The 22,692-nt window shown below is 36.8% G+C and carries 23 protein-coding genes and 1 other RNA gene; 19 read left to right on the top strand and 5 right to left on the bottom strand.

The window, feature by feature from the left end; all coding sequences use genetic code 11:
• Positions 1 to 43 precede the first annotated feature (43 nt).
• Together ODZ84_RS02820 and ODZ84_RS02815 are read left to right on the top strand one after the other, a co-directional pair.
• The gene (locus ODZ84_RS02820; protein WP_266175497.1) at positions 44 to 484 is read left to right on the top strand and encodes a GPW/gp25 family protein; all 441 of its coding nucleotides are present in this window, start codon (positions 44 to 46) and stop codon (positions 482 to 484) included.
• A 27-nt stretch (positions 485 to 511) separates the two neighbouring features.
• The gene (locus ODZ84_RS02815) at positions 512 to 2,386 is read left to right on the top strand and encodes a type VI secretion system baseplate subunit TssF (protein WP_266175496.1); all 1,875 of its coding nucleotides are present in this window, start codon (positions 512 to 514) and stop codon (positions 2,384 to 2,386) included.
• A gap of 225 nt (positions 2,387 to 2,611) precedes the next feature.
• On the opposite strand, the gene ODZ84_RS02810 is transcribed toward ODZ84_RS02815, so the two are convergent.
• A complete protein-coding gene (locus ODZ84_RS02810; RefSeq protein ID WP_266175495.1) occupies positions 2,612 to 3,184 on the bottom strand; it encodes a Crp/Fnr family transcriptional regulator in 573 nt (190 codons plus the stop codon).
• 237 nt (positions 3,185 to 3,421) lie between these two features.
• On the opposite strand from ODZ84_RS02810, the gene uvrA reads away from it, so the two are divergent.
• From uvrA to ODZ84_RS02795, 3 genes are all read left to right on the top strand, one after another.
• Complete coding sequence (gene uvrA / locus ODZ84_RS02805; protein ID WP_266175494.1) at positions 3,422 to 6,253, top strand: excinuclease ABC subunit UvrA; 2,832 nt, start codon at positions 3,422 to 3,424, stop codon at positions 6,251 to 6,253.
• A 266-nt stretch (positions 6,254 to 6,519) separates the two neighbouring features.
• On the top strand, positions 6,520 to 6,918 hold the full coding sequence (locus tag ODZ84_RS02800) for a hypothetical protein (RefSeq protein ID WP_266175493.1): 399 nt from the start codon (positions 6,520 to 6,522) through the stop codon (positions 6,916 to 6,918).
• Positions 6,919 to 7,061: 143 nt separating this feature from the next.
• A complete protein-coding gene (locus ODZ84_RS02795; protein ID WP_266175492.1) occupies positions 7,062 to 7,196 on the top strand; it encodes a bacteriocin-like protein in 135 nt (44 codons plus the stop codon).
• 400 nt (positions 7,197 to 7,596) lie between these two features.
• Here ODZ84_RS02795 and ODZ84_RS02790 read toward each other — a convergent pair whose 3' ends face one another.
• Both ODZ84_RS02790 and ODZ84_RS02785 read right to left on the bottom strand, forming a co-directional pair.
• Positions 7,597 to 8,133, bottom strand: a complete 537-nt coding sequence (locus ODZ84_RS02790; protein ID WP_266175491.1) for a hypothetical protein — start codon at positions 8,131 to 8,133, stop codon at positions 7,597 to 7,599.
• Positions 8,134 to 8,196: 63 nt separating this feature from the next.
• Positions 8,197 to 9,276, bottom strand: coding sequence for an acyltransferase family protein (locus tag ODZ84_RS02785; RefSeq protein WP_266175490.1), 1,080 nt, complete (start codon positions 9,274 to 9,276; stop codon positions 8,197 to 8,199).
• 125 nt (positions 9,277 to 9,401) lie between these two features.
• On the opposite strand from ODZ84_RS02785, the gene ODZ84_RS02780 reads away from it, so the two are divergent.
• From ODZ84_RS02780 to ODZ84_RS02765, 4 genes are all read left to right on the top strand, one after another.
• A complete protein-coding gene (locus ODZ84_RS02780) occupies positions 9,402 to 9,914 on the top strand; it encodes a DUF421 domain-containing protein (protein ID WP_266175489.1) in 513 nt (170 codons plus the stop codon).
• 5 nt (positions 9,915 to 9,919) lie between these two features.
• Positions 9,920 to 10,414 carry a GNAT family N-acetyltransferase gene (locus ODZ84_RS02775; RefSeq protein ID WP_266175488.1) on the top strand — a complete coding sequence of 165 codons (495 nt, stop codon included), beginning with the start codon at positions 9,920 to 9,922 and terminating at the stop codon, positions 10,412 to 10,414.
• Positions 10,415 to 10,521: 107 nt separating this feature from the next.
• Positions 10,522 to 10,812: a hypothetical protein gene (locus ODZ84_RS02770; protein WP_266175487.1), complete on the top strand. Its 291-nt coding sequence runs from the start codon at positions 10,522 to 10,524 to the stop codon at positions 10,810 to 10,812.
• Between the two features lie 334 nt (positions 10,813 to 11,146).
• Positions 11,147 to 11,335, top strand: coding sequence for a hypothetical protein (locus tag ODZ84_RS02765; RefSeq protein ID WP_266175486.1), 189 nt, complete (start codon positions 11,147 to 11,149; stop codon positions 11,333 to 11,335).
• Positions 11,336 to 11,409: 74 nt separating this feature from the next.
• Here the strand turns inward: ODZ84_RS02765 and ODZ84_RS02760 are convergent, their stop codons facing one another.
• Positions 11,410 to 11,724: a DUF4286 family protein gene (locus ODZ84_RS02760; RefSeq protein ID WP_266175485.1), complete on the bottom strand. Its 315-nt coding sequence runs from the start codon at positions 11,722 to 11,724 to the stop codon at positions 11,410 to 11,412.
• A gap of 148 nt (positions 11,725 to 11,872) precedes the next feature.
• On the opposite strand from ODZ84_RS02760, the gene gyrA reads away from it, so the two are divergent.
• From gyrA to ODZ84_RS02735, 5 genes are all read left to right on the top strand, one after another.
• The gene (gene gyrA / locus ODZ84_RS02755) at positions 11,873 to 14,464 is read left to right on the top strand and encodes a DNA gyrase subunit A (protein ID WP_266175484.1); all 2,592 of its coding nucleotides are present in this window, start codon (positions 11,873 to 11,875) and stop codon (positions 14,462 to 14,464) included.
• Between the two features lie 28 nt (positions 14,465 to 14,492).
• Positions 14,493 to 15,521, top strand: a complete 1,029-nt coding sequence (locus tag ODZ84_RS02750) for a tetratricopeptide repeat protein (protein WP_266175483.1) — start codon at positions 14,493 to 14,495, stop codon at positions 15,519 to 15,521.
• A 154-nt stretch (positions 15,522 to 15,675) separates the two neighbouring features.
• The gene (locus ODZ84_RS02745) at positions 15,676 to 16,512 is read left to right on the top strand and encodes a 1,4-dihydroxy-2-naphthoyl-CoA synthase (RefSeq protein ID WP_266175482.1); all 837 of its coding nucleotides are present in this window, start codon (positions 15,676 to 15,678) and stop codon (positions 16,510 to 16,512) included.
• An 88-nt stretch (positions 16,513 to 16,600) separates the two neighbouring features.
• A complete protein-coding gene (gene menA / locus ODZ84_RS02740; RefSeq protein ID WP_266175481.1) occupies positions 16,601 to 17,530 on the top strand; it encodes a 1,4-dihydroxy-2-naphthoate octaprenyltransferase in 930 nt (309 codons plus the stop codon).
• A gap of 306 nt (positions 17,531 to 17,836) precedes the next feature.
• A complete protein-coding gene (locus tag ODZ84_RS02735) occupies positions 17,837 to 18,523 on the top strand; it encodes a metal-dependent hydrolase (RefSeq protein WP_266175480.1) in 687 nt (228 codons plus the stop codon).
• Positions 18,524 to 18,629: 106 nt separating this feature from the next.
• On the opposite strand, the gene ffs is transcribed toward ODZ84_RS02735, so the two are convergent.
• An RNA gene (gene ffs / locus ODZ84_RS02730) (signal recognition particle sRNA small type) lies at positions 18,630 to 18,727 on the bottom strand.
• 131 nt (positions 18,728 to 18,858) lie between these two features.
• On the opposite strand from ffs, the gene ODZ84_RS02725 reads away from it, so the two are divergent.
• The 5 genes from ODZ84_RS02725 (at position 18,859) to ODZ84_RS02705 (ending at position 22,592) form a co-directional block, all read left to right on the top strand.
• Entirely contained in the window at positions 18,859 to 19,458 is a 600-nt protein-coding gene (locus ODZ84_RS02725; RefSeq protein ID WP_266175479.1) for a DUF4199 domain-containing protein, read from the top strand.
• Positions 19,459 to 19,475: 17 nt separating this feature from the next.
• A complete protein-coding gene (locus ODZ84_RS02720) occupies positions 19,476 to 20,426 on the top strand; it encodes a glycosyltransferase family 2 protein (RefSeq protein ID WP_266175478.1) in 951 nt (316 codons plus the stop codon).
• Between the two features lie 297 nt (positions 20,427 to 20,723).
• Positions 20,724 to 21,452: a DUF3667 domain-containing protein gene (locus tag ODZ84_RS02715; RefSeq protein WP_266175477.1), complete on the top strand. Its 729-nt coding sequence runs from the start codon at positions 20,724 to 20,726 to the stop codon at positions 21,450 to 21,452.
• A 4-nt stretch (positions 21,453 to 21,456) separates the two neighbouring features.
• Positions 21,457 to 22,158 (top strand): GIN domain-containing protein, encoded by a 702-nt coding sequence (locus ODZ84_RS02710; RefSeq protein WP_266175476.1) that lies wholly within the window; start codon positions 21,457 to 21,459, stop codon positions 22,156 to 22,158.
• 77 nt (positions 22,159 to 22,235) lie between these two features.
• Complete coding sequence (locus ODZ84_RS02705) at positions 22,236 to 22,592, top strand: four helix bundle protein (RefSeq protein WP_266175475.1); 357 nt, start codon at positions 22,236 to 22,238, stop codon at positions 22,590 to 22,592.
• Positions 22,593 to 22,692: the final 100 nt, after the last annotated feature.

The following is a 22,692-nucleotide window of genomic DNA, read 5'->3' as shown; positions in this document are numbered from 1 at the left end:
AATTTTAAACAAGACTGTGAAGTAAAATTAAGAAGTTGAAATCATGGACACACCAAATTACAGAATGCCTTTTGTGCCGTCAGCATTAATGACAGATGGGGGAAGTATCGACACCTGCGATATGGGTGAAAGTATTGCCCACAATATTATGCTGCTGATCACTACCAAAAAAGGTGAAAACAGATATGACGAAAATTATGGAAACGATGTTTGGAATCTGGAATTCGATAACGGTATTACCAGTGCTGTCTGGGAAAACGTTTTTATTAAAAGCTTAAGAAGGCAGATACACGAATATGAACCCCGGATTGTTCAGCCGCAGATCGATGCCCATATCCAGATTGTGGAACATAGTTATGACACAAAAGAACACACCGAAATCAAAAAAAAAGTAAAAATTGCGATCAATGCAAAAATGGAAGAATCCGGAGAACGCTTCAGCTTCATGACAGAATTGTTTTTGAGCCCAATGTCGATCGATTAATCCCTTCCTTTAACTGTAACCCAACTTATGAATTTAGATCAGAATATATATTCGAAAGAATCGGTAAAAGCCAGAATGCTTCAGAATGCAACCAAAGTATGGGGGCTGAAAAGTCCGCAGTCTCTGGATCCTTTTGTTAAACTGCTGATTGATGCATTCAGTACAGAAGTTTTCAAAGCCAATAATGAAATACAAACCGTTAATGCCAGAATTCTGGAGAAACTGGCCAAACTGCTGACGCCGTCTATTTATACCCATCCGATTCCGGCACATTCCGTAGCATTTACCCAGCCTTACGACTCTTCGGAAGTTCTTTTGGAACATACTGAGTTTTTCTTCAGGAAACAGATGACTTCCACCGTAAAATCAGAATCTGATAAACAGATCAATATTCCTTTTACGCCTATTGGAAATATAAGAATCAATAAGGCACAGACTTCAATTATGTTTGTCGGAAATACCTGTTATAGTATTGATGACAGACTGAATAAAATTCCGATCGCACGATTTCAGGGAAAACCTGAAGATTACCGAAAGGTAACCATCGGAATAGATGTTACCCAATATTCTTTTGAAACATTTCCGAAATATTTAAGCATTTATTGCCTGAACCCTGCATTTGAGCACCTGGATTTTGTATATAAGCTACTGCCGTATATTTCCGTAAAAAGTAATGATAATCCTTTATTTATCAGGGAAGGGCTTAGCTATCTTCCAAATCCTCAGGCAGAGGGATATGAGCAGATGTTCCGGGAACAGTCTATTCAGAATAAAGTGATCGAAGATGTTAAAAGTATTTATCACCATAAATTTATTGAAGTCACAGGACTTTCAGAGTATTTATTTTCGGATGCCGGAAAGCTACCGGGCAATCTTGAATTTGTAGATTACAAAGAAGAAATATTAAAATATATTGACGGGAAGCGTTATTTATGGCTGACATTTGAATTTCCTCCTCAGTTTTCAGCAGAAATTCTTGATAATTTTTCTTTTGTGCTTAATGCTTTCCCAATTTATAACCGGGGCTGGAAAAAAACAGAATACAGTTTGGATATTATGGGAAATAATATACCATTGGTCACCGATGAAGGCGAACATTTTTTATATGTTGATGAGGTTCAGGACGGAGAAGGCAGAAAATATACGGAAATCCCTTTTACCCCGAATGATGATCTTAAAAAAGGATTGTATACGGTACGAAAAGGAGGTATGGAGCGCTTTACCAATAGAAATGCCGTAGATATGATTGCCAATGTCCTTGAATTAACCCGCGATGAAATTGCTGCGTTTTCGTTGCTGAACAGAGATAATGTAAAAGGGGTCTTAAGCGAGATGTCCGATAAGATGAAGTCGATGGTACAGAAAGTAAACAACGCCAAAAGAAGTGTTAAGCAGGAACTGAACTATGTTATCATGGAGCCTGTAGACAAAACCGATCATACCTATGCTTCATTTTGGATCACGCACTGTACTCTGGCCAATCATATGCGTCCCGGAACGGAACTTTCCAATCAGCTGAAATCGCAGACGCTGGTACTTTTGACAGAAACCATCGGCGGTGCTGAAGAACAAAAAGGAACAGACAGCATCCAGGCTTATAAATATGCCTTAACGACCAGGGACAAAATAATCTCTCTGGAGGACGTGAAGAACTACTGCAGAATGATTTTAAAGGATGAACTGAAGGAAGTAAAAGTGGTCCGTGGGACCATGATCAGCAATAAACCCAAAGAAGGTTTTGTAAGGACAGTGGAAGTGGAAGTAATTCCCCAGAATTATTCGTTCTACGGCAGAAGCTATTGGGAAAATATGGCCAATATCCTCAGGAACCAGATCGTTTCAAAAGCCATTGACGGTATCGAATATGTGGTGAAGGTAACGAATGAAGATTCGGAATTCTAAGATCACTATGGTCTTTTCCCATGGCTATAAATAATTAATAAGTTTCGGGCAAACCGAAGGTTTGCCCGAAACTTATGTAAAGCAACCTATCACAATTAACGATTCATAAGAATCACCGCTCTGTTTTCCAACAGAGGAACTACCTGTTACAGAACACTCGTTTTAAAATGTCCAGAACTACGGTGTATTTCCCACAGTTATAGATTCAAAGAATAGTTATAGCATTTATTTATGAGTATTCGAATATAATCTGCTCAGCGTTTCCCTGCTTACCCCAAGATATTCCGCAACATATTTTTTCGGAATTTCAGAGATAAGGTCCGGATATAATCTTACAAAATCTTCATACCGTTGCTGGGGTGTACTGGAAAGAAGAACAATGATTCTCTGTTGTAATGCAATATAGCCATTGGTCAGTTTTACTCTGAAGAAATGCTCCATTTTATGAAGCTCTGAAGATAATTTTTCCCGCCCTTCCAGTGTAAGACAGGCCACGGCTCCGTCCTGTAAACATTCTACAAACATGGTGGCGTTGTTTTGCTTAAAAAATCCGATGTAATCCGTCATCCACCAGTCTCTTTTCGCAAACTGAAGAATATGTTCTTTCCCGTTAGGATCGATGTAGAAAACCTTATAAACTCCTTCTAAGGTCAGAAATTCATATTTTACCTCATCACCTTCGTGAACCAGGAACTGATTTTTCCGGACGTTTTTAAGTATAAAAAAACCTTTGATATAATCAAACTCCTCATCCGTAAGTGGAGTTATGGCTTCAATATGTGCACGGAGTCTGTTCATGACAGTAAATGTAATTAAATTTTGATTAAGTCCCTACATAATTTAAATCGCAGGATCCTTCCGGTAGCTTAGGAGAAGTGTTCAGGAAATGAATGCTTCTGTATTGAATATTGAAATGGATTTTAAATAAAAACCCCCGTCTGTTCCAATAATAAACTAACATTTTTTAACACAAAGAATTCCTAAAAATTCCGTAATTTTGCCCTTCGTGATTTTCAGGTAAAATCACACCAAATTATGAGTAAATCAACAGAATATATAGAAGTCTACGGCGCACGAGAGCATAACCTTAAAAATATCAATGTTAAAATTCCACGAAATGAACTGGTCGTCATTACCGGACTTTCAGGAAGCGGAAAATCATCATTGGCATTTGACACTATTTTTGCAGAAGGTCAGCGTCGGTATATTGAAACTTTTTCTGCCTATGCAAGGCAGTTTTTAGGAGGCCTGGAACGTCCTGATGTCGATAAGATCGAAGGGCTGTCACCGGTAATTGCCATTGAGCAGAAAACAACCAACAAAAATCCGCGTTCCACCGTAGGAACAGTGACGGAATTATATGATTACCTGCGTCTGCTGTACGCAAGGGTTTCCGATGCCTACTCACAAACGACAGGTCAAAAGCTGGTAAGCTATACCGAAGATCAGATCCTGGAAACCATTAAGGAAAATTATAAAGGCGAAAAAATTATGCTGATGGCACCCGTCGTTCGTTCCAGAAAAGGTCATTATCACGAACTTTTTGTGCAGATGGCAAAGAAAGGATACGGACAGGCAAGAATAGATGGTGAACTGCAGGATATTGAATATGATTTGAAGCTGGACCGTTACAAAACCCATGATATCGATATCGTAATCGACCGTTGGATCATTGGAGAGAGTGCTTCCGAAACCAGAATGGAAAAATCGTTGCGAACAGCCATGGAAATGGGGGAAGGCCTGATCGGAATCCAAAAACTGGGAGACACCGCTATTGAATATTTCTCTAAAAACCTGATGGATGCGCAGACCGGCCATTCACTGGCTTTACCGGAACCGAATACTTTTTCCTTTAACTCTCCGAAAGGAAGCTGCCCGGGATGTAAAGGCCTGGGGACGATAAAGAAGATCAATACCGATTATTTTGTAGAAAACCCGAAATTATCAATCAATCAGGGAGGCTTATTGCCTTTAGAAGATATTAAGTCCAATAAATGGATCCTTGCCCAGATCAAAAATATTCTTGAAATTTTCGGCTTGGGACTGGCGACGCCTTTTAAGGACATTCCGGAAGAAGCATTGGATTACATCTACAACGGTTGTAATAAAGAATTTAATAAAGACTTAAAATACGCAGGAATTACAAAAAAAATCAAGATCAGTTTTGACGGTCTTATTCCTTTTATGGAAGAACTGATCGAAGAAAGGGAATCTTACGAAGCTATTTTACTGGAAAGACACTTTACCACTGAGGAAACATGTCCGGAATGTAAAGGAACGCGCCTTCAGTCTTCCAGTCTGAGTTTTAAAATCGATGGGAAAAATATCGCTGAAGTAAACGGGCTGAGCCTGTCTGATCTGAAAGAGTGGCTGGCAGATGTTAAAGATACGTTTTCCGAAAAAAATAAAATCATTGCTTACGAGATCTTAAAGGAAATAGAAACCAGACTGCAGTTTTTACTGGATGTGGGTCTGGATTATTTAAGTCTCAGCAGAAGCTCTAAAACCCTGTCGGGCGGTGAGTCTCAGAGAATCCGTCTGGCTACACAAATTGGTTCTCAACTGGTAAATGTTCTGTATATTCTCGATGAACCCAGTATCGGACTTCACCAGAGAGATAATGAAAGACTTATTGCTTCCTTAAAGAATCTTAGGGATATTGGCAATTCTGTCCTGGTCGTTGAACACGACAAAGATATGATCCTGGAAGCCGATGAGGTACTGGATATCGGTCCGAGAGCCGGAAAATTCGGCGGAGAAATTCTGTGGCAGGGAAAACCGAAGGATCTGTTGAAAGCAGATACCATCACGGCCCAGTATATTAACGGAAAAAGAAAGATTGCCATTCCCGAAAAGCGAAGAGAGGGAAATGGTAAAAATATCCTGTTAAAAGGAGCGACAGGGAACAACCTTAAAAATGTTACCCTTAATATCCCGCTTGGAAAACTGGTGGTGGTTTCTGGAATTTCAGGGAGCGGAAAATCTTCACTGATCAACGGAACGCTGTATCCGATCCTGAACAAACATTTTTACAGGGCGGTTCAGGAGCCATTACCCTATAAAAAGATTGAAGGCCTCGAAAACATTGATAAAATAGTAGATGTCGATCAGACTCCGATTGGAAGAACACCCCGCTCCAATCCTGCGACGTATACCGGAATGTTTACGGATATCAGAAATCTGTTTGCCGAATTACCGGAAAGTAAAATCCGAGGGTATAAACCCGGAAGATTTTCTTTCAATGTGAAAGGTGGAAGATGTGAGACATGTCAGGGTGGCGGTCTGAAAGTTATCGAAATGAATTTTCTACCCGATGTGTATGTTCACTGTGAGACCTGCAACGGAAAACGTTTTAACAGGGAAACACTCGAAGTCCGTTACAAAGGGAAGTCTATTTCAGATGTTCTGGACATGACGATCGATGAAGCGGTAGAATTTTTCCAGCCTATTCCTAAGATTTTTGCAAGAGTGAAAACCCTTCAGGATGTCGGTTTGGGATATATTACACTGGGACAGCAGTCGACAACGCTTTCAGGTGGAGAAGCCCAGCGTATCAAGCTGGCAACGGAACTGGCAAAAAGACAGACTGGAAATACCCTCTATATCCTTGATGAGCCTACGACAGGACTTCATTTTGAAGATGTGAAAATTCTCATGGATGCTATTAATCAATTGGTGGAATTAGGAAACTCATTCATCATTATTGAACATAATATGGATGTGATAAAACTGGCAGATCACATCATCGACGTTGGTCCTGAGGGAGGAAAACATGGCGGACAGATTGTTGCACAGGGAACTCCTGAGGAAATTGTAAAATCCAGAAAGAGTTTAACAGGGAAGTTCCTGAAAAGAGAATTGGAATAAGATACAATTTGACCTGCATTATAAGCATCCGCTTATAAATTCATTTAAAAAACAAAAAGCCACTCTTAAAAGTGGCTTTTTTGCGGTAAGTATAACGGCCAATATTAATTTTTCACATATTTTATAAAATAATACATTGTAAATCAGTGTGTTAATGCTTTATGTTAACCCAATGTTAACTGATTGTGAATTTAATGTAAATTATTTTATTAACTTTGGTTATAGGTACAAAATAATCTTAGTATAATATTTAAAACCAAATCATTATGAAAAATAAAATTCAGGCATTAGTTTTTTCTCTTCTTGTTTATGGAGGAATTGCTGTAATCAATACCGCTAAAGCACAAACAACCAATAACAATACGATTCAGGAAATTAAGCTTAATAAAAGTGATGCTTTGGATGAGGTCCGGAATGAACTGATTGGTAATTTTGATTTTACCAATGAGGAATATAAGCAGGGTACGGTGAATTCAGAGGTGAAGTTTGCTATTTCAGAAGATGGGAAAATAACCAATGTTCATTCTACAGGAGACTGCAAAAATGTGAGTAAGGAAATAGAAAATGTTCTGACTAATCTAAAGGTTAACCGTAAAAAATTAAAAGAAAATATGACGGCTTATACTTATGTGATGCCGGTAACCATTGAAATCTATAACAGGTAAAAAAATATAAAATTTGCATAATAAGCCACGTAGAATAAATCCTGTGTGGTTTTTTTAGTGTAAATAATGAAATTTTTGAATAAAAATCTGTAATAAAAAGTAAATGTTTTCGTTTTAACTTTAACCAGCAAAATTAAAACAATATGAAAAATTTAAAGAAACTTAACAAAGCAGAATTGAAATCCGTGTATGGCGGACAGCCGAAAAAGTATTGTGTTTATTGTGAATGGATGAACCAGGTTGTTTGCAGTGAAGTTCCAATTTCACAATGTCCTTAAAGTGTGGTATCTCACTTACCGCTAATTCCACAGGTGAGAATTCTAAACCATTTTGGCACAGCAAGTAAATGAAATAATGAGAGAGGCCGTTTTCACAGTTGTGAAATGGCCTCTTTTAATTAATAAAATATATTACTTTTATGTCCTTTCATGAGGTTCTTTATTCGCTTCCAGAATGAAAGATTCCAATTGCTGTTTAAGGGTAGGTTTCTCATTGAAAATAATATTATCAACCTTCCATCCTCCATCATTAATGAGCTGAATTGTATTATCTCACTTACCGCTAATTCCACAGGTGAGAATCCTAAACCATTTTGGCACAGCAAGTAAATGAAATAATCAGAGAGGCCGTTTTCACAGTTGTGAAATGGCCTCTTTTAATTAATAAAATATATTACTTTTATGTCCTTTCATGAGGTTTTTTATTCGCTTCCAGAATGAAAGATTCCAATTGCTGTTTAAGGGTAGGTTTCTCATTGAAAATAATATTATCAACCTTCCATCCTCCATCATTAATGAGCTGAATTGTATTTTCCCACCTGACAGCCGGATATAATTTGTCCTCTGATTTATATTCATCAATCTTAAGTTCTACAATAGCCTCCGCATTATTTCCTGTTACGGTTATCTTTTCTAATTTTTGTGTTGTAGTATCAGGCACCCCTGTAAAGATAAAACTTTCAATTGCTGCGGGCTTATCACTTGGATTTTTACTCTTTTTTATATTTTCAACATCTGCATCAGCCACTTGATTGGCGGCCTTAAGCAGATCTTTTAAGCCAGGAGAAATCAATTCTTTTAAAACAAGAGAATCCTGAGAGGATGCATATTTATAGAATTGATCAATAGCAGAGGTAATTTCAGTTTCATTGGATTTTCTGTTTGTACAACTGCCTAACAGCAAGAGAATGCTTAGGCAAAAAATAAGTTTTTCCATAATTTGTATGTTGTGTTTTTAAATAATCGGAACAAATTCAAAATGAATGCCAATTTCTGAAGATCATGATTTGTTAATCTCGTATTTCTTTTTCAGATTCAGGAAAAACCGTTCATAAGTTACAAAAGAAATCCAAGAGACAGATATAGTCAGCAAAAATACGCAGGAGTATAGCGCAGCATTATAAATATATCCATTATCTATTCTGGGAATATATTGTATAAGCAGGATAATAATAATCCAATGAAAAAGATAGATTCCATAAGAGATCTTTCCTAAGAACCTGGTGATTGGAAGGTCTATATTGATTTTGGAGTGATGTACGATTTGATATATTGAGAAGGCAAATAAAACAGCGTACAGTTCATCATTTAAATGACCTGTATGAAATTTAAAGAACCACAGTACGAAGGGCAATGCGGTTAAAAAATAAATAACCAACCTGTTTTTTAGAACAGCCGGGAATTTAATTTCATTTCTTTTAAAATAAATAAAACCTAATAACACCCCTATTCCCATACAATTGAACTTTGTCCCGTAAAAGAAACGGCTGATGAAAATTCCGAAATCAGTATTTTTTACAAAAAACAGATTAATAAATTTTAACCCAAACGGTAACAGGGTAAACAAAAGGGTCAATAAAATAATATAGCTGAAAATTCTTTTACTTTTAGAAATAATAATAAATATCAGAGGCCAAACCATATAAAACTGCTCTTCAACGCCGATAGACCATATCTGCGGGCTTACATCCCAGGTCTCGCATATAGCATAACTGATATTCGGGGCTATAAACAGAGGCAATAAAATTCTTATCAATGAATAATCAGGGGTAAAAATTACATAAGAGAGGAATAAAATGAGATAGTAAAGCGGCCAGATTCTTAAAATTCTTCTCAGATAAAAACTTTTAAGGTTGATTGTTCCGGTTTTATTTTCTTCAATGAGCAGGAGATAAGTAATAAGAAAGCCGCTGATCACAAAAAATAAAATGACCGAAAGATGTCCGTCCGGATAAATCAGGCTCGGATGGTCAATAAGGTTGCTGATGTGGTGATTCTGTTTTATAATTTCGATATGGTCTACAACCACAATGGTTGCTGCTAATGCCCTTAGTGTATCTAATCCTTTTAAATATTTCATTATTACTACCTGATTGAAGGCAAATTTAATGTTTATATTTAGAAACAAAGAAATTCATTCATGCCAGAAATTATTCTGAAACGAAACGGTAAAAATTAATACATTTGATTGATAAATAATATTTCATGGACCCGATTCTTAGTGTCGTTGTGCGCTCACTTTGCGTTTACCTTTTCATGGTAATTGCCATCCGTCTGTTTGGTAAGAACCAGCTCTCCCAGCTTAATGCAGGAGATGTGGTATTGCTGTTGCTGATCTCGAACGCGGTTCAGAACGCCATGGTAGGTCCGGATACCTCTTTGCAGGGAGGTCTTATTGCTGCTTTGGTTTTATTTGTGGCTAATTTTATTTTAAAAAGACTGATGTTTTCGAGTTCGTCTTTTGAAAGCTTTATGGAAGAAGACCCCGTGATTCTTATAAAAGACGGGGTACTGGACAAGCAGGCTTTAAACAAAGTTAAAATTACCAAAGATGAACTAGAGGAGGCCATTAGAGAACATGGAGCCGATAAAATAGAAAATGTGAAATTATCCATTTTAGAAGTGGACGGAAATATCAGTGTGATCTCAGAAGATGAGAAGAATAAACAGACTCGCTATTCAAGAATTAAAAGAAAAAATAAAAGAAAATATTACTGAAGATAATGAATTACGAATTGAGAGAGATGCTTCCTTCCGATGAAGCCAGAGTATTGGAAATTTTTCAACAGGGCATAGATGGAAAATCAGCTACTTTTGAAACAACCGTACCTACTGCCGAAGCGTGGAGTATGGATTATTTCAAAGATTGCCGCTGGGTTCTGGAAAATGAGAACAATGAAGTGGTGGGCTGGTGCGCTTTGAAACTGATCAGCAGGAGAGAGGCTTATAAAGGAGTAGCGGAAGTAAGCATCTATTTCGATAATAATTACCAGGGCAGAGGATTGGGTTCGGTTTTACTCAAAAAGATCATTTTGGACAGCGAAAGCCATGGTTTCTGGACTTTGCAGACGAGCATCTTTTCGGATAACGAAGCATCATTACAATTTCATCTTAAAAATGGATTTCGTACGGTAGGGATTAGGGAAAAATTAGGCAAATTAGATGGAATATGGAAAGATGTTATTCTAATGGAAAAAAGAAGTGAAATAATTTCTTAAATCAGAAAAAATAATAAAATTTCTTAAAATTTCAAAATGATTTAATAATAATACTTTATTGGCATTTGTATTGCTGATTTTTTCCATGAAATTTGAAATATTTTGTTATGAATTTTTTAACTAAAGCATTGGGATTTTTCCTGATCATTTTCTGCTTTGCTGTTTATGAAGCTTCACCCATGCAGAGAGGGCATGGCCGGGGTCACGGTCACGGTCCTAAATATTCGAAACACCGTTATCACGGTCCGCACAGACCTCATTACAGACCGGTAGCCTATCACAGACCGCCGGGACACTTTTATAAAAAACGGTATTATAAACCTGTAAGACACCGACATTACTCTCACCGGCCTCAAAGGGTCTATCACAGCAGACCTGTCGTGATTGTCAACCTATAAATAACACAATGACTGCTATCCGGCAGTCATTTTTTTAGGAGTTAAAGCTGAAATCCCGGAAAATAGTATTATTAATATCTCAAAGTTCAATCTTAATTTTTTAAAGCTTAATCCTGCTTTTGCTACTCGCTTTTGGCTTTTCGGGTTTCGGCGGCGGCAGAGCCGCCGCCGAAACCCGAAAAGCGCTTACATATATACTCAATAGAGGTCAGTTAAAACCGCAAAAAAAAGCTTAAGAATTTCAATATTAATAGAATCACAGATGTTTTTGCCTGCAGAAAATAATTTGGCATCGGTATTGGTTAATGTACGTAAACCAAAAAATAAAAATAATATGAAATCTGTTATCAAAATTTTCGGAGTATTTATTTTGGCTTATGCAACAAGTGCCTGTCATCCTCCGCCACGTCCTCCGCGTCCTCCGCAACCACCGAGAAGACCTCACGGAATGCTGGAGAAAAATTTAGAGCAAGCTAAGGCGGATCTTATCTTTGAAAAAAAATCTGTGAATAAACCATCGTGATTTAATGCATAGAAAAAGTCCTGAATATTTTCAGGACTTTTATATTTATAAAAATTTCAGTTTAAAGATTTAATCTAAAACCTGGACGTTCTCGGGTTCAGAAATGTATTGAATATCATCACCTCCTGGCCGAACCTGGCTTCAATTCTTTCCGAAATATTTTCTAACTCACTTTTAACGAAATCTTCCCGCAGATCATTATTATCAAACATCAGCAGAAGATTGTAATTTTTGCCCTCATCAATAAAATCACTGTGAACTTCAGAAAGAATATATTTGTCGACATCCATCAAGTTTTCGGTCATCAGAATCAGGGTCTCATCGATATAATTTTCCCATTCTTCAAGATTATTTTTAGTACAGTGGAAAGTTATACTTAATACGCTCATATTTTATGATTTTTTAAGATTTTATGGATAAATTCTGCTGCAAAAATCGACAAATTTTTCGTAAATTAGCACGTTAATAAAAAAACGAAATAGATAATTTTCAGACATACAGCTAAGGGTCTGATTATCATTATAATAAAATTTGTTTATGCAAAAAGAAGGAGAAAGACTGATTCCTATCAACATTGTTGATGAAATGAAGTCATCTTATATCGATTATTCGATGTCGGTTATCGTATCAAGAGCGTTACCTGATGTAAGAGATGGCTTGAAACCCGTTCATAGAAGAGTGCTTTATGGTATGTATGGATTAGGGGTTTTTTCTAATCGAAAGTATTTGAAATCTGCGAGAATTGTTGGAGATGTTTTAGGTAAATACCACCCGCACGGAGACTCCTCTGTATATGATGCAATGGTGAGAATGGCTCAGGACTGGAGCTTACGCTACCCTCAGGTAGATGGTCAGGGTAACTTCGGTTCAATGGACGGTGATCCGCCTGCAGCAATGCGTTATACCGAAGCCAGACTGAAAAAAATCTCCGATGAGGTTCTTTCGGATTTGGATAAAGAAACGGTAGATTTTCAAAACAACTTTGATGACAGTTTAACAGAGCCAACCGTAATGCCTACAAAAATTCCAAATCTTTTGGTAAATGGTACTTCAGGTATTGCAGTAGGGATGGCAACCAATATGGCGCCTCACAACCTTACAGAGGCTGTGAATGCAATCTGCGCTTATATTGATAATAGAGAAATTACGATTGATGAACTCATGCAGTATATTATTGCTCCGGATTTTCCAACTGGTGGAATCATCTATGGTTATGATGGAGTAAGAGACGCTTTCCACACAGGAAGAGGAAGGGTGGTTCTGAGAGCAAAAGTAAGTTTCGAAGAGATCGGAAACAGAAATGCGATTATTGTTACCGAAATTCCTTACCAGGTAAACAAAGCTGAAATGATCGCACGAACAGCTGAGCTGGTGAAAGATGAGAAAATACCCGGAATCTACGAAATCAGAGACGAATCTGACAGAAAAGGTCTCCGTGTTGTTTATGAATTGAAGAATGATGCTATTCCCAATGTTGTTTTAAATTTATTATACAAATATACTTCCCTTCAGACTTCATTCAGCGTTAATAATATTGCTTTGGTTCATGGAAGGCCGGAACAGTTAAATTTAAAAGATATCATCCACCATTTTGTGGAACACAGACATGAAGTTATTATAAGAAGAACTCAGTTTGAGCTTAAGAAAGCGAAAGAAAGAGCACACATCTTAGAAGGTTTCATGAAAGTGATCGGATCGCAGGATTCTTTAGACAGAGCGATTGCCATCATCCGTCATTCTGCAAATCCTCAGGGAGCAAAAGAAGGATTGATTGAGGCTTTTGAACTTTTCGATATTCAGGCTCAGGCTATTCTTGATCTGCGTCTTGCCCGTCTTACAGGAATGGAGCTTGACAAAATCCGTGATGAGTACGATACCATCATGAAGGAAATTGCCAACCTGGAAGATATTCTCGCTAATGAGCCGAGAAGATTTGAGATCATTAAAGAAGAGCTGGTGGAGATCGGTGAAAAATATGGTGACGAAAGAAGAACTGAAATCGATTATTCTGGAGGTGAAATGTCTATTGAAGATATCATTCCTAATGAATCGGTGGTTCTTACCATTTCGCATGCAGGCTATATTAAAAGAACATTACTTTCGGAATACAAAATCCAAAGTAGAGGCGGTGTCGGAAATAAAGCAGCGACAACGAGAGATGCTGACTTCCTTGAGTATATTGTTTCCGCGACCAATCACCAGTATATGTTGTTCTTCACAGAAAAAGGAAGATGTTACTGGTTAAGGGTATTCGAAATTCCTGAAGGCTCTAAAACGGCTAAGGGTAGAGCGGTGCAGAACTTAATCAACATCGAACCGGATGATAAGATTAAAGCTTATATCAGAACCAATAACCTGAAAGATTCTGAATACGTAAACCAGATGAGCGTCGTAATGGTTACTAAAAACGGAACGATCAAGAAAACATCATTGGAAGCCTATTCAAGACCTAGGATAAATGGGGTGAATGCTATTGAGATCAGGGATAATGACCAGTTATTGGGTGCCTATCTGACCAACGGAACTTCCCAGATCATGATTGCTACGAAAAATGGAAAATGTATCCGTTTCCCTGAAGAGAAAGTAAGAGAAGTTGGAAGAGGATCAATCGGAGTGCGTGGTATCAGTATGGAAGATGACGATGAAGCGATCGGCATGATCGTCGTGAACGATATTGAAAAAGAAACAGTGCTTGTAGTATCTGAAAAAGGTTACGGTAAAAGAACTGCCGTAGAGGATTACAGAATTACCAACAGAGGAGGAAAAGGTGTAATCACCCTGAACATTACTGAAAAGACAGGAAATCTAATCGCAATTCAAAATGTTACCGATGAAGATGGACTGATGATTATCAACAAATCTGGTGTGGCGATCCGCATGAATATGGACGAGATGAGAGTGATGGGTAGAAATACACAGGGTGTAAAAATGATTAACCTTAAGAAAAATGATGAGATTGCCGCTATCGCAAAAGTGGAAATGGATAAAGATGTAGAAGACGGTTCTGAGGAAATTGAAGAAGGCGTAGAAACTGCGACTGATAATCAGGAAAATGATACAGAATCAGCACCGCAGGCAGACAGCCAAGACTCTGCAGAAGATACTGAGAATTCTGATTCGGAACAATAAATTGTACAATTAATATAAAATAGTGATTATGAGAAAGCTAATTTTGGGTATGGCTATCGTAGCATCATCTTTTGTTTTTGGACAAAAAGAAGATGTGAATAAGAAGCTACAGGATGCCAACAAAGCAGCGATGGATGCATATAATGCAAAAAACTATACGGTTGCAGCTCCTAAGTTTACAGAAGTTTATGACTTGCTGAAAGCAAATGGACAGGAGGACAAGACTTATATGTACTATGCAGGGTTGAGCTACGCATTGGCCAACAGTATTGATCCGGCTATTAAAATCTACACAGATTTAATAAATTCTGGATATACAGGAGTTCAGACAACCTATACTGCAAAAGACAATAAGTCAGGGCAGGTGGGTACCTATGATAAACAAACCTGGGAACTCTTAAAGAAAAATCCGAAAGATTATTCCGAATTCAAGACAGAACAGACCAAAAGTGTTGAGTCTGATTTGTATGAAACTTTAAGTACATTATTGTTAAATGCCAAAAAAAATGATGAAGCCATAGCGATCATTGAAAAAGGACTGGCGAAATTTCCCAATAATGCAAAGTTGAAAGAATTCCAGGGGACTGCTTTGTATGCTTCCGGAAACACAGATAAATTTATGCAGAACCTGAAAGAACAGTTAGCCAAAAATCCAAATGACGCGACAAACTGGTATAATTTAGGTGTTCTGCAATCTAAAAATGAAGCTACAGCTGCCGATGCAGAAACTTCATTCAAGAAAGCAATTGAGCTTAAACCGGATTTCTTCAATGCATATCAGAATTTAATTTTCACTATCATAGGTGATGATGCTAAAGTTGTTGAAAATATCAATGCTCTCAGAAAGACAAATGCTGATGAAGCCAGTAAATTAATCGACGCAAGAAAAGAGCGTTTTACCAAAGCTTTACCTTATGCCGAAAAATGGTACCAGGCGGACGCTAATAATATTGACGCTGTTTCAATGCTGAAGCAGATTTATATCATTACCAAAAACAATGAGAAGGCTAAAGAAATGAAAGCTAAAGAAGATGCTCTTGCAGCAAAAGCTAAATAATCTTAAGATCAATATGAATGAAACCGAAACATTATTGTTTCGGTTTTTTCATGGACTTATGTGGTTAAAGATTGGATTTATTTCCGTGATATTCGTCTTTTTTGAACTTAAAAATTCTCTGTAATTCCGTATCTTTGGGAAAAATTTTTACAATATGATCGAGTGGAAAACCGTCAAAGAATATGAGGACATTACTTATAAAAAATGCAACGGGGTGGCAAGAATTGCTTTCAACAGACCTGAAATCCGCAATGCTTTCAGACCGAAAACTACTTCAGAATTATATGATGCTTTTTATGACGCTTCAGAAGATCCTTCAATAGGAGTGGTTTTGCTTTCAGGAGAAGGGCCGAGTCCTAAAGATGGTGGTTGGGCTTTTTGCAGCGGAGGCGACCAGAAGGCGAGGGGGCATCAGGGATATGTAGGAGAAGACGGAAGACACCGGTTGAATATTTTAGAAGTTCAGCGCCTGATCCGGTTTATGCCAAAAGCGGTTATTGCAGTTGTACCTGGATGGGCAGTCGGTGGAGGTCATTCTCTTCATGTCGTCTGCGATCTTACGTTAGCCAGTAAAGAGCATGCCATTTTTAAGCAGACTGATGCTGATGTTACCAGTTTTGACGGAGGATATGGTTCAGCCTACCTTGCCAAAATGGTCGGACAGAAAAAAGCACGTGAAATTTTCTTTTTAGGCAGAAACTATTCGGCTCAGGAAGCTTTTGAAATGGGAATGGTAAATGCTGTAATTTCTCATGATGAACTGGAAGATACTGCTTATGAATGGGCGCAGGAAATTTTGGCAAAATCTCCGACATCAATACGAATGCTGAAATTCGCCATGAATTTAACGGATGACGGAATGGTAGGGCAACAGGTTTTTGCAGGAGAAGCAACCCGTTTAGCATATATGACAGAGGAGGCGAAAGAAGGTAGAAATGCATTCCTGGAAAAAAGAAAGCCGGACTTCGGGAAGGATAAATGGATATCATAAACTGTACAAAGTATAATGTAAAATGTATTAATGATTCAATACATTAGACTTTACATTGTACATCATACAATTTACATCATACAAACTTATGACTGATTGGATAAAGGCCGCAAGGCTACGAACGTTGCCGCTTTCTTTAAGCGGAATTATAATGGGAGCTTTCATTGCAAAATGGAGGCTTTATGGTGAAGGTGGAATTTGGGACTGGAAGATTTTTGCATTGGCACTTCTGGTGACTTTGTTATATCAGATCTTATCAAATTATGCCAATGATTACGGAGACGGCATAAAAGGGACAGATGCCAAAAGAGCGACGGAAGCAGAATCCAGGGCTGTAGCATCAGGAAAAATTACGGCAGGACAAATGAAAAATGCCGTTATTCTTTTCTCAATTTTATCTTTTACAGCGACTGTTGCTCTTCTTTATATGGCTTTCATTCCTGATCATATGAATGAATTTTATATCTTCATCGGATTGGGGGTAGCCTGTATTTTAGCGGCGATAGGATATACGGTTGGTAAAAAACCTTACGGATACATGGGATTGGGAGATCTTTTTGTGTTTATCTTTTTCGGATTGGTATCGGTCTGCGGAAGTTATTTTCTCTTTACAAAAACATTCAGCTGGGATATGCTGTTGCCGGGAACAGCCATCGGAATGATGAGCATGGCTGTTTTGAATCTGAATAATATGAGAGACATCGAAAGCGACAGATTGTCAGGTAAAAACAGTTTTGCATTAAGAATTGGTTTCAGAAATGCAATGATTTACGAAATGGTTTTACTGCAGCTTCCTTTGATTTTAATCTTGATTTTCTTTGGAATTAACGGATTTTTCCAGTCTCAAAACTATTACGTGTTCATCGTAATGATTTTATTGATTCCGATTGCCAAGCTGAGAAGAAAAATTATGGAAGTTAAAGAACCGAGACAACTGGATCCTTTTTTGAAGCAGGTAGGTATCATTACTTTCGTAATGGCAGTGCTTACTGCTTTCGGACTTAACTTTTTCAGTTAATGATAACTAATCTGATTTAGATTTTTTATGGTCATCCGTTGTTATATTCATCAGCTATGTATCATTATTAGCGATGCAATTGTTTAACGAATTATTGTTATCAGAACTTGATACCGGTTATTTTGGGAATACTGTTCCTGATCAATTTCGTAGTTTCTGTACTGACCATCAGAAAGGACCTAAATACAATATTAATAATCCAATTTTAATCATGATCGTCGGTTTATATCTGATTTACTATTTTAATTTCGGAGCAGTAAAAGTAGATCATATGATAAATTCATAAAACAAAAAAAATAAATTAAAATGAAAATACAATATCTGGGACAAAACTGTTTTTTGTTCACTTACAATGACAAAACAATTTTATGTGACCCTTTCTACAACTACAAAAAAGCTGAATCAGGTTTTGATATAGCAGCACAAAAAATCGATTATATATTATTGACCCATGCGCACGGCGATCATATTGCAGATGTGGAGGAAGTATTACAGTTTCATCCCGAAGCAACAATTATCGCGGTACCGGAAATCTGTGCTCATTTTAAAGATGCTAAAAATACAGATGATGTAAACTTAGGAGGATCCGCAAAAATCGACGATCTTAAAATCTATATGGTTCCGGCGCATCATACCAGTTCGTTCCCTGACGGGAGCTACGGAGGCGTTCCTGTAGGATATGTTTTTACTCTTCCTGAAGGTAAAAACATATATCTGGCTGGCGATACCGGAGTAATGGCAGATATGGAGCTGTTTCCAAGATTATATGGTAATTTAGACCTTTCTATTCTTCCTGTTGGCAGTCATTACACCATGTGTCCTCAAAAAGCAGCTTTTGCAGCAGCAGAATTATTGAAAACACCAAAAGTGATCGGATGCCATTTTGATACATTCCCTGCTATTGAAATTAATCACGAAAGTGCGCTGAAGCATTTTGCAGATAAAAATGTAGAACTTGTTTTACCGAAATTAGGAGAGGAATTCGAATTTTAAATAAAACTGAGAAAGGTAATTTGAAAATTAAAATAGAAATGTTGGAAAGTTTAGACATAAAAAAAGATAATCTTCAAATTACCTCTCTTCAATTTAAACCAAAAAAAAATGGCAAGCTACCTAAATCACACCGCTACGACCAATTACCTTTGCTGCGTTCCCACCCTGGAGGATTCTCAGGAGCTGGTTGTTTAGGACTTGCCGTTGCAAAGGTAGGAATATTTTATAAACTTCAAAACATTATTACAGAAAATTAATTGAAAAAAACAACTGATAGAGGTACATTGCTGAAATTCAGGACAATAATTTTTCAAAAATTTTCAAAAAATTTAGATATGACGAAAAGCCCTTCCACATTAGGAATTTTACTGTTTGGAACTACGATGATTGTTTTTTTCGTGGTGTATTACTTCTTTTCAGGAGTTGAGTATTTTGATATTTCACTGAAAGCCAATGCTTTCGTTCTGCCGTTAATTTATGCTGGAGCAGCATTCTGGTCGGTGAAATCATACTGGAATAAAAATAAAGTAGTATCTTTTAAAGATGCTTTTAAGAGGTCATTCGTTCCGATGTTCATCGGGGGAATCCTGTCTGTTTTCAGTATTTATGCATTCCTGAATTTCGCGGATACCGACGCAAAAAAGCTGCTGAATTATCAGTATGTAACCAGACAAAAAGCAGAAATGGACAAGGAATATCAGTCTGCAAGAAAGGTGTTGAAACATCAGAAGGACATTGATGAACTGGACCAGAAGTACAAAGAAAGGCTGCCGAGCTTTTCTCCTGACGCTGTAAAAGGAAAAGATATGCTTACGGTAAGTCATTTTTCAGGATATTTTGCAGCAATTCTTATATTTTACGTAGTTTTGTCGGTGTTTTTTGGAGCGTTTTTCAGAACCAGGACGATTTACCAGGAAACAACAGATCAAGAATAATTTTTTATCAAAATTAAATGAATTTATCTATAGTTATTCCGTTACTGAACGAAGAAGCTTCTCTGGAAGAGCTTTTTTCAAGGATAGATCATGTTTGTAAATCAAACGGGTTATCTTTTGAAATATGGTTTGTAGATGACGGAAGTACAGATTTATCGTGGAGTATCATTGAGAATTTAAAAGTTCAGCATCCTCAGATCCACGGTATTAAATTTTCCAAAAATTATGGAAAATCCCAGGCGCTTCATGCCGCTTTTGAAAGAACAAATGGAGAAGTAATCATCACGATGGATGCTGATTTACAGGATTTTCCGGAAGAAATTCCTGAACTTTACAATATGGTTGTTCAGGATAATTACGATATCGTTTCCGGATGGAAGAAAAAACGTTTTGATAACGTAATGACGAAAAATGTCCCGTCAAAATTATTCAATGCGGCAGCAAGAAAAGTTTCGGGAGTCGAGCTTCATGATTTTAATTGTGGTTTGAAAGCCTATAAAAAACAGGTCGTTAAAACCATCGATGTATATGGAGATATGCACCGGTATATTCCTGTTCTGGCAGCCAATGCCGGTTTCAGAAGAATTACGGAAAAAGAAGTTCAGCACCAGGCAAGACCATACGGAACTTCAAAATTCGGAACCGAAAGATTTATCAGGGGTTTTCTGGACCTGATAACACTTTGGTTTGTAAGCAGGTTCGGAGGAAGACCGATGCATTTTTTCGGAGCCGTAGGTACGCTGATGTTTATCGTAGGCTTTCTGTCTGCACTTTGGTTGGGAATTTCAAAATTAATTGATGTGGCCCGTGGAATTTACGGACATTTAATTACCAATAATCCGTGGTTTTTTATTGCCTTAACCATGATGATTATGGGAACCCTGCTTTTTATTGCGGGATTTTTGGGAGAAATGATCATCAGAACAAACAGGGAACATAAGAATTATAATATCGATGAAGTGATTTAAAAATGCTTAAAAAACTGATTCTGATATTGGTAAATATGGTAATTATTATTACCTTTTTAGTTCTGTATGGACATTATTTTAAAATAATAGAATCCGTTACCGGAGTAGCTGAAAGGAAATTTTTCATATTTTTAATACCAGTTTTACTTTTTATTTTCAATTATTGTTTTGAGAAACATATCATAAGAGATCTCAAATTTACCTTAAGTAAAATTGTAATAGCGGTATCTCTAATGATTCTTATGATTTTTATAGGATATCCTATGTTTAAGAAAATTTCACCTTAAAGAATGAAGAATGAATAAAAAAAGTTGTCTGAACTGCGGCCATTCAATCTCCGGTGAGTTTTGTGCTCATTGCGGACAGAAAGCCGACACAGCAAGAATAACGGTTCATTCACTCATCAAAAATGATATTTTGGGATCGATCTGGCATGTTGAAGCCAGATTTTTCAATACTTTAAAAGATATTTTACTGAGACCCGGAAAAACGGCGAAAGATTATATTTCAGGAAAAAGAATCAGATACAGCAATTTTATATCGCTGTTACTGATTCTTTTTGGTTTTAATGTGTTGGGACTGCATTTTTATGAGAAATTTGCTCCTTCAGAAACTCTGGCGAATAATTCTGACATTAAAGACTTCTTTTCAAAATATTCGAAAACAATCCTTTTTGTGATCATTCCAATGTTGGCCGTTAATGCCTATCTGTTGTTTAAAAAGGTAAAATTCAACATTGCAGAGCATTTTATCATCGGAACAGTGAGTCTTTTAGGAATATTAATCTTATTTTTGTTGGACGATATCGTAAGTTTAATAGGTTTATGGAAGCCTGTTTCAAAGATTTTCGATATTTTTGGTAAAGTTATATTCGGTCTTTTTATTCTCTTCCCCGCAGTTACGTATTGGAATGCTTTTAAAAATTCATACTCAAAAATAGGATTACTGTGGAGAGTATTAATTCTTTATGCTTTAATGGGAATAGAAAGTTTCGCTATAATTATTATTTTATACAGAATATTTTAAAGTAATGAGAACTATAGTATACGCAATCTTGCTTTTAGCGATGGTTGCCTGTGGGAAAATTTCTCCGGAAGGCACTATTGAGAGAAAAGATGTAGATGTTTCAGAATTTGTAAACCTTGACCTGGATGGAAAGTTCCGGGTGTTTTATGCAAGGGGAACAAAAAACTTTGTAGAAATAGAAACATATCCGAATGTTGCAGATAATCTTGATGTGGATGTAAATGATAAAACATTGTCAATCAAAGAAAAAAGGGGGACAAAGGGAGTGGATTTTTATAATGTAACCATCTATTCAAAATATAATCTTGAAAAAATCTCGATTTCTGATTCGGTAGAAATGAATATTTCCAGTGAAATTAAAACCGATAATTTCAAACTGAATTTAAAAAACTATGCAACCTTTATGGGTTCGGTAAACACCAGAAGAGCAGAAGTCGAAATGATGAACCGAAGCAGGGCCAATTTTTTGGGACAAACGAAAGATGCTATAATCAAAATTTCAGACACGGCAAGCCTGATTGCTCCCTACTGGAAAATAGATAACCTGAAAATTGATTCCAAAAATGGAAACTATGCAGAAGTGAATGTAAAGGACTCATTAAAAGGCCATGTTCAGAATACGGCAAAATTTATATATTACAATGATCCTATTCGTGCTTTTAAAATCGACAGGGAAACGAGAGTAGAAAATAAAAAATTAGATTAAGCAAAGGCTGGATGCGGGAAGATGGAGGATAGAAGTTAAAATAGACCCATAACAAATGATGATAAAAGTATTAATTTATGAGTTTCAAATTTGAGAAACTGATTATTTGGCAAAAATCTATGGATTTTGGAGAAAGAATTTTTAAATTATCTAGAAACTTTCCGAAAGATGAAGTGTTTAATCTAACTTCACAAGTTAGAAGAGCATCGGATTCTATCGCATTAAATATTTCTGAAGGAAGTATTTTGCAATCAAAATTAGAGTTTAGAAAATTTCTAGGATATTCAATTCGTTCTTTGGCTGAAGTGGTAACCTGTTTATACAAAGCAAAAAACAGAAAATATTTTTCAGAAGAAGATTTTAGTAAATTATATAGTGAGAGTTATAGTCTTATGCATCAGATTATAGCATTTAGAAATCAAATAAAAGAATAATAAGGCTGGAAGCCTGAAGCAGGATGATTGGAAGACTCCAACTCCCAGCCTCTAGTATCCAACCGAGTAAAATTTAAAAAATAACAGGAAAGAATATTGG

It is taken from the genome of Chryseobacterium fluminis (assembly GCF_026314945.1).
In the GTDB taxonomy this organism is placed as follows: domain Bacteria; phylum Bacteroidota; class Bacteroidia; order Flavobacteriales; family Weeksellaceae; genus Chryseobacterium; species Chryseobacterium fluminis.
Note: the sequence above shows the minus strand (reverse complement) of the source record. Positions and strands in the feature narration are given on the sequence as shown.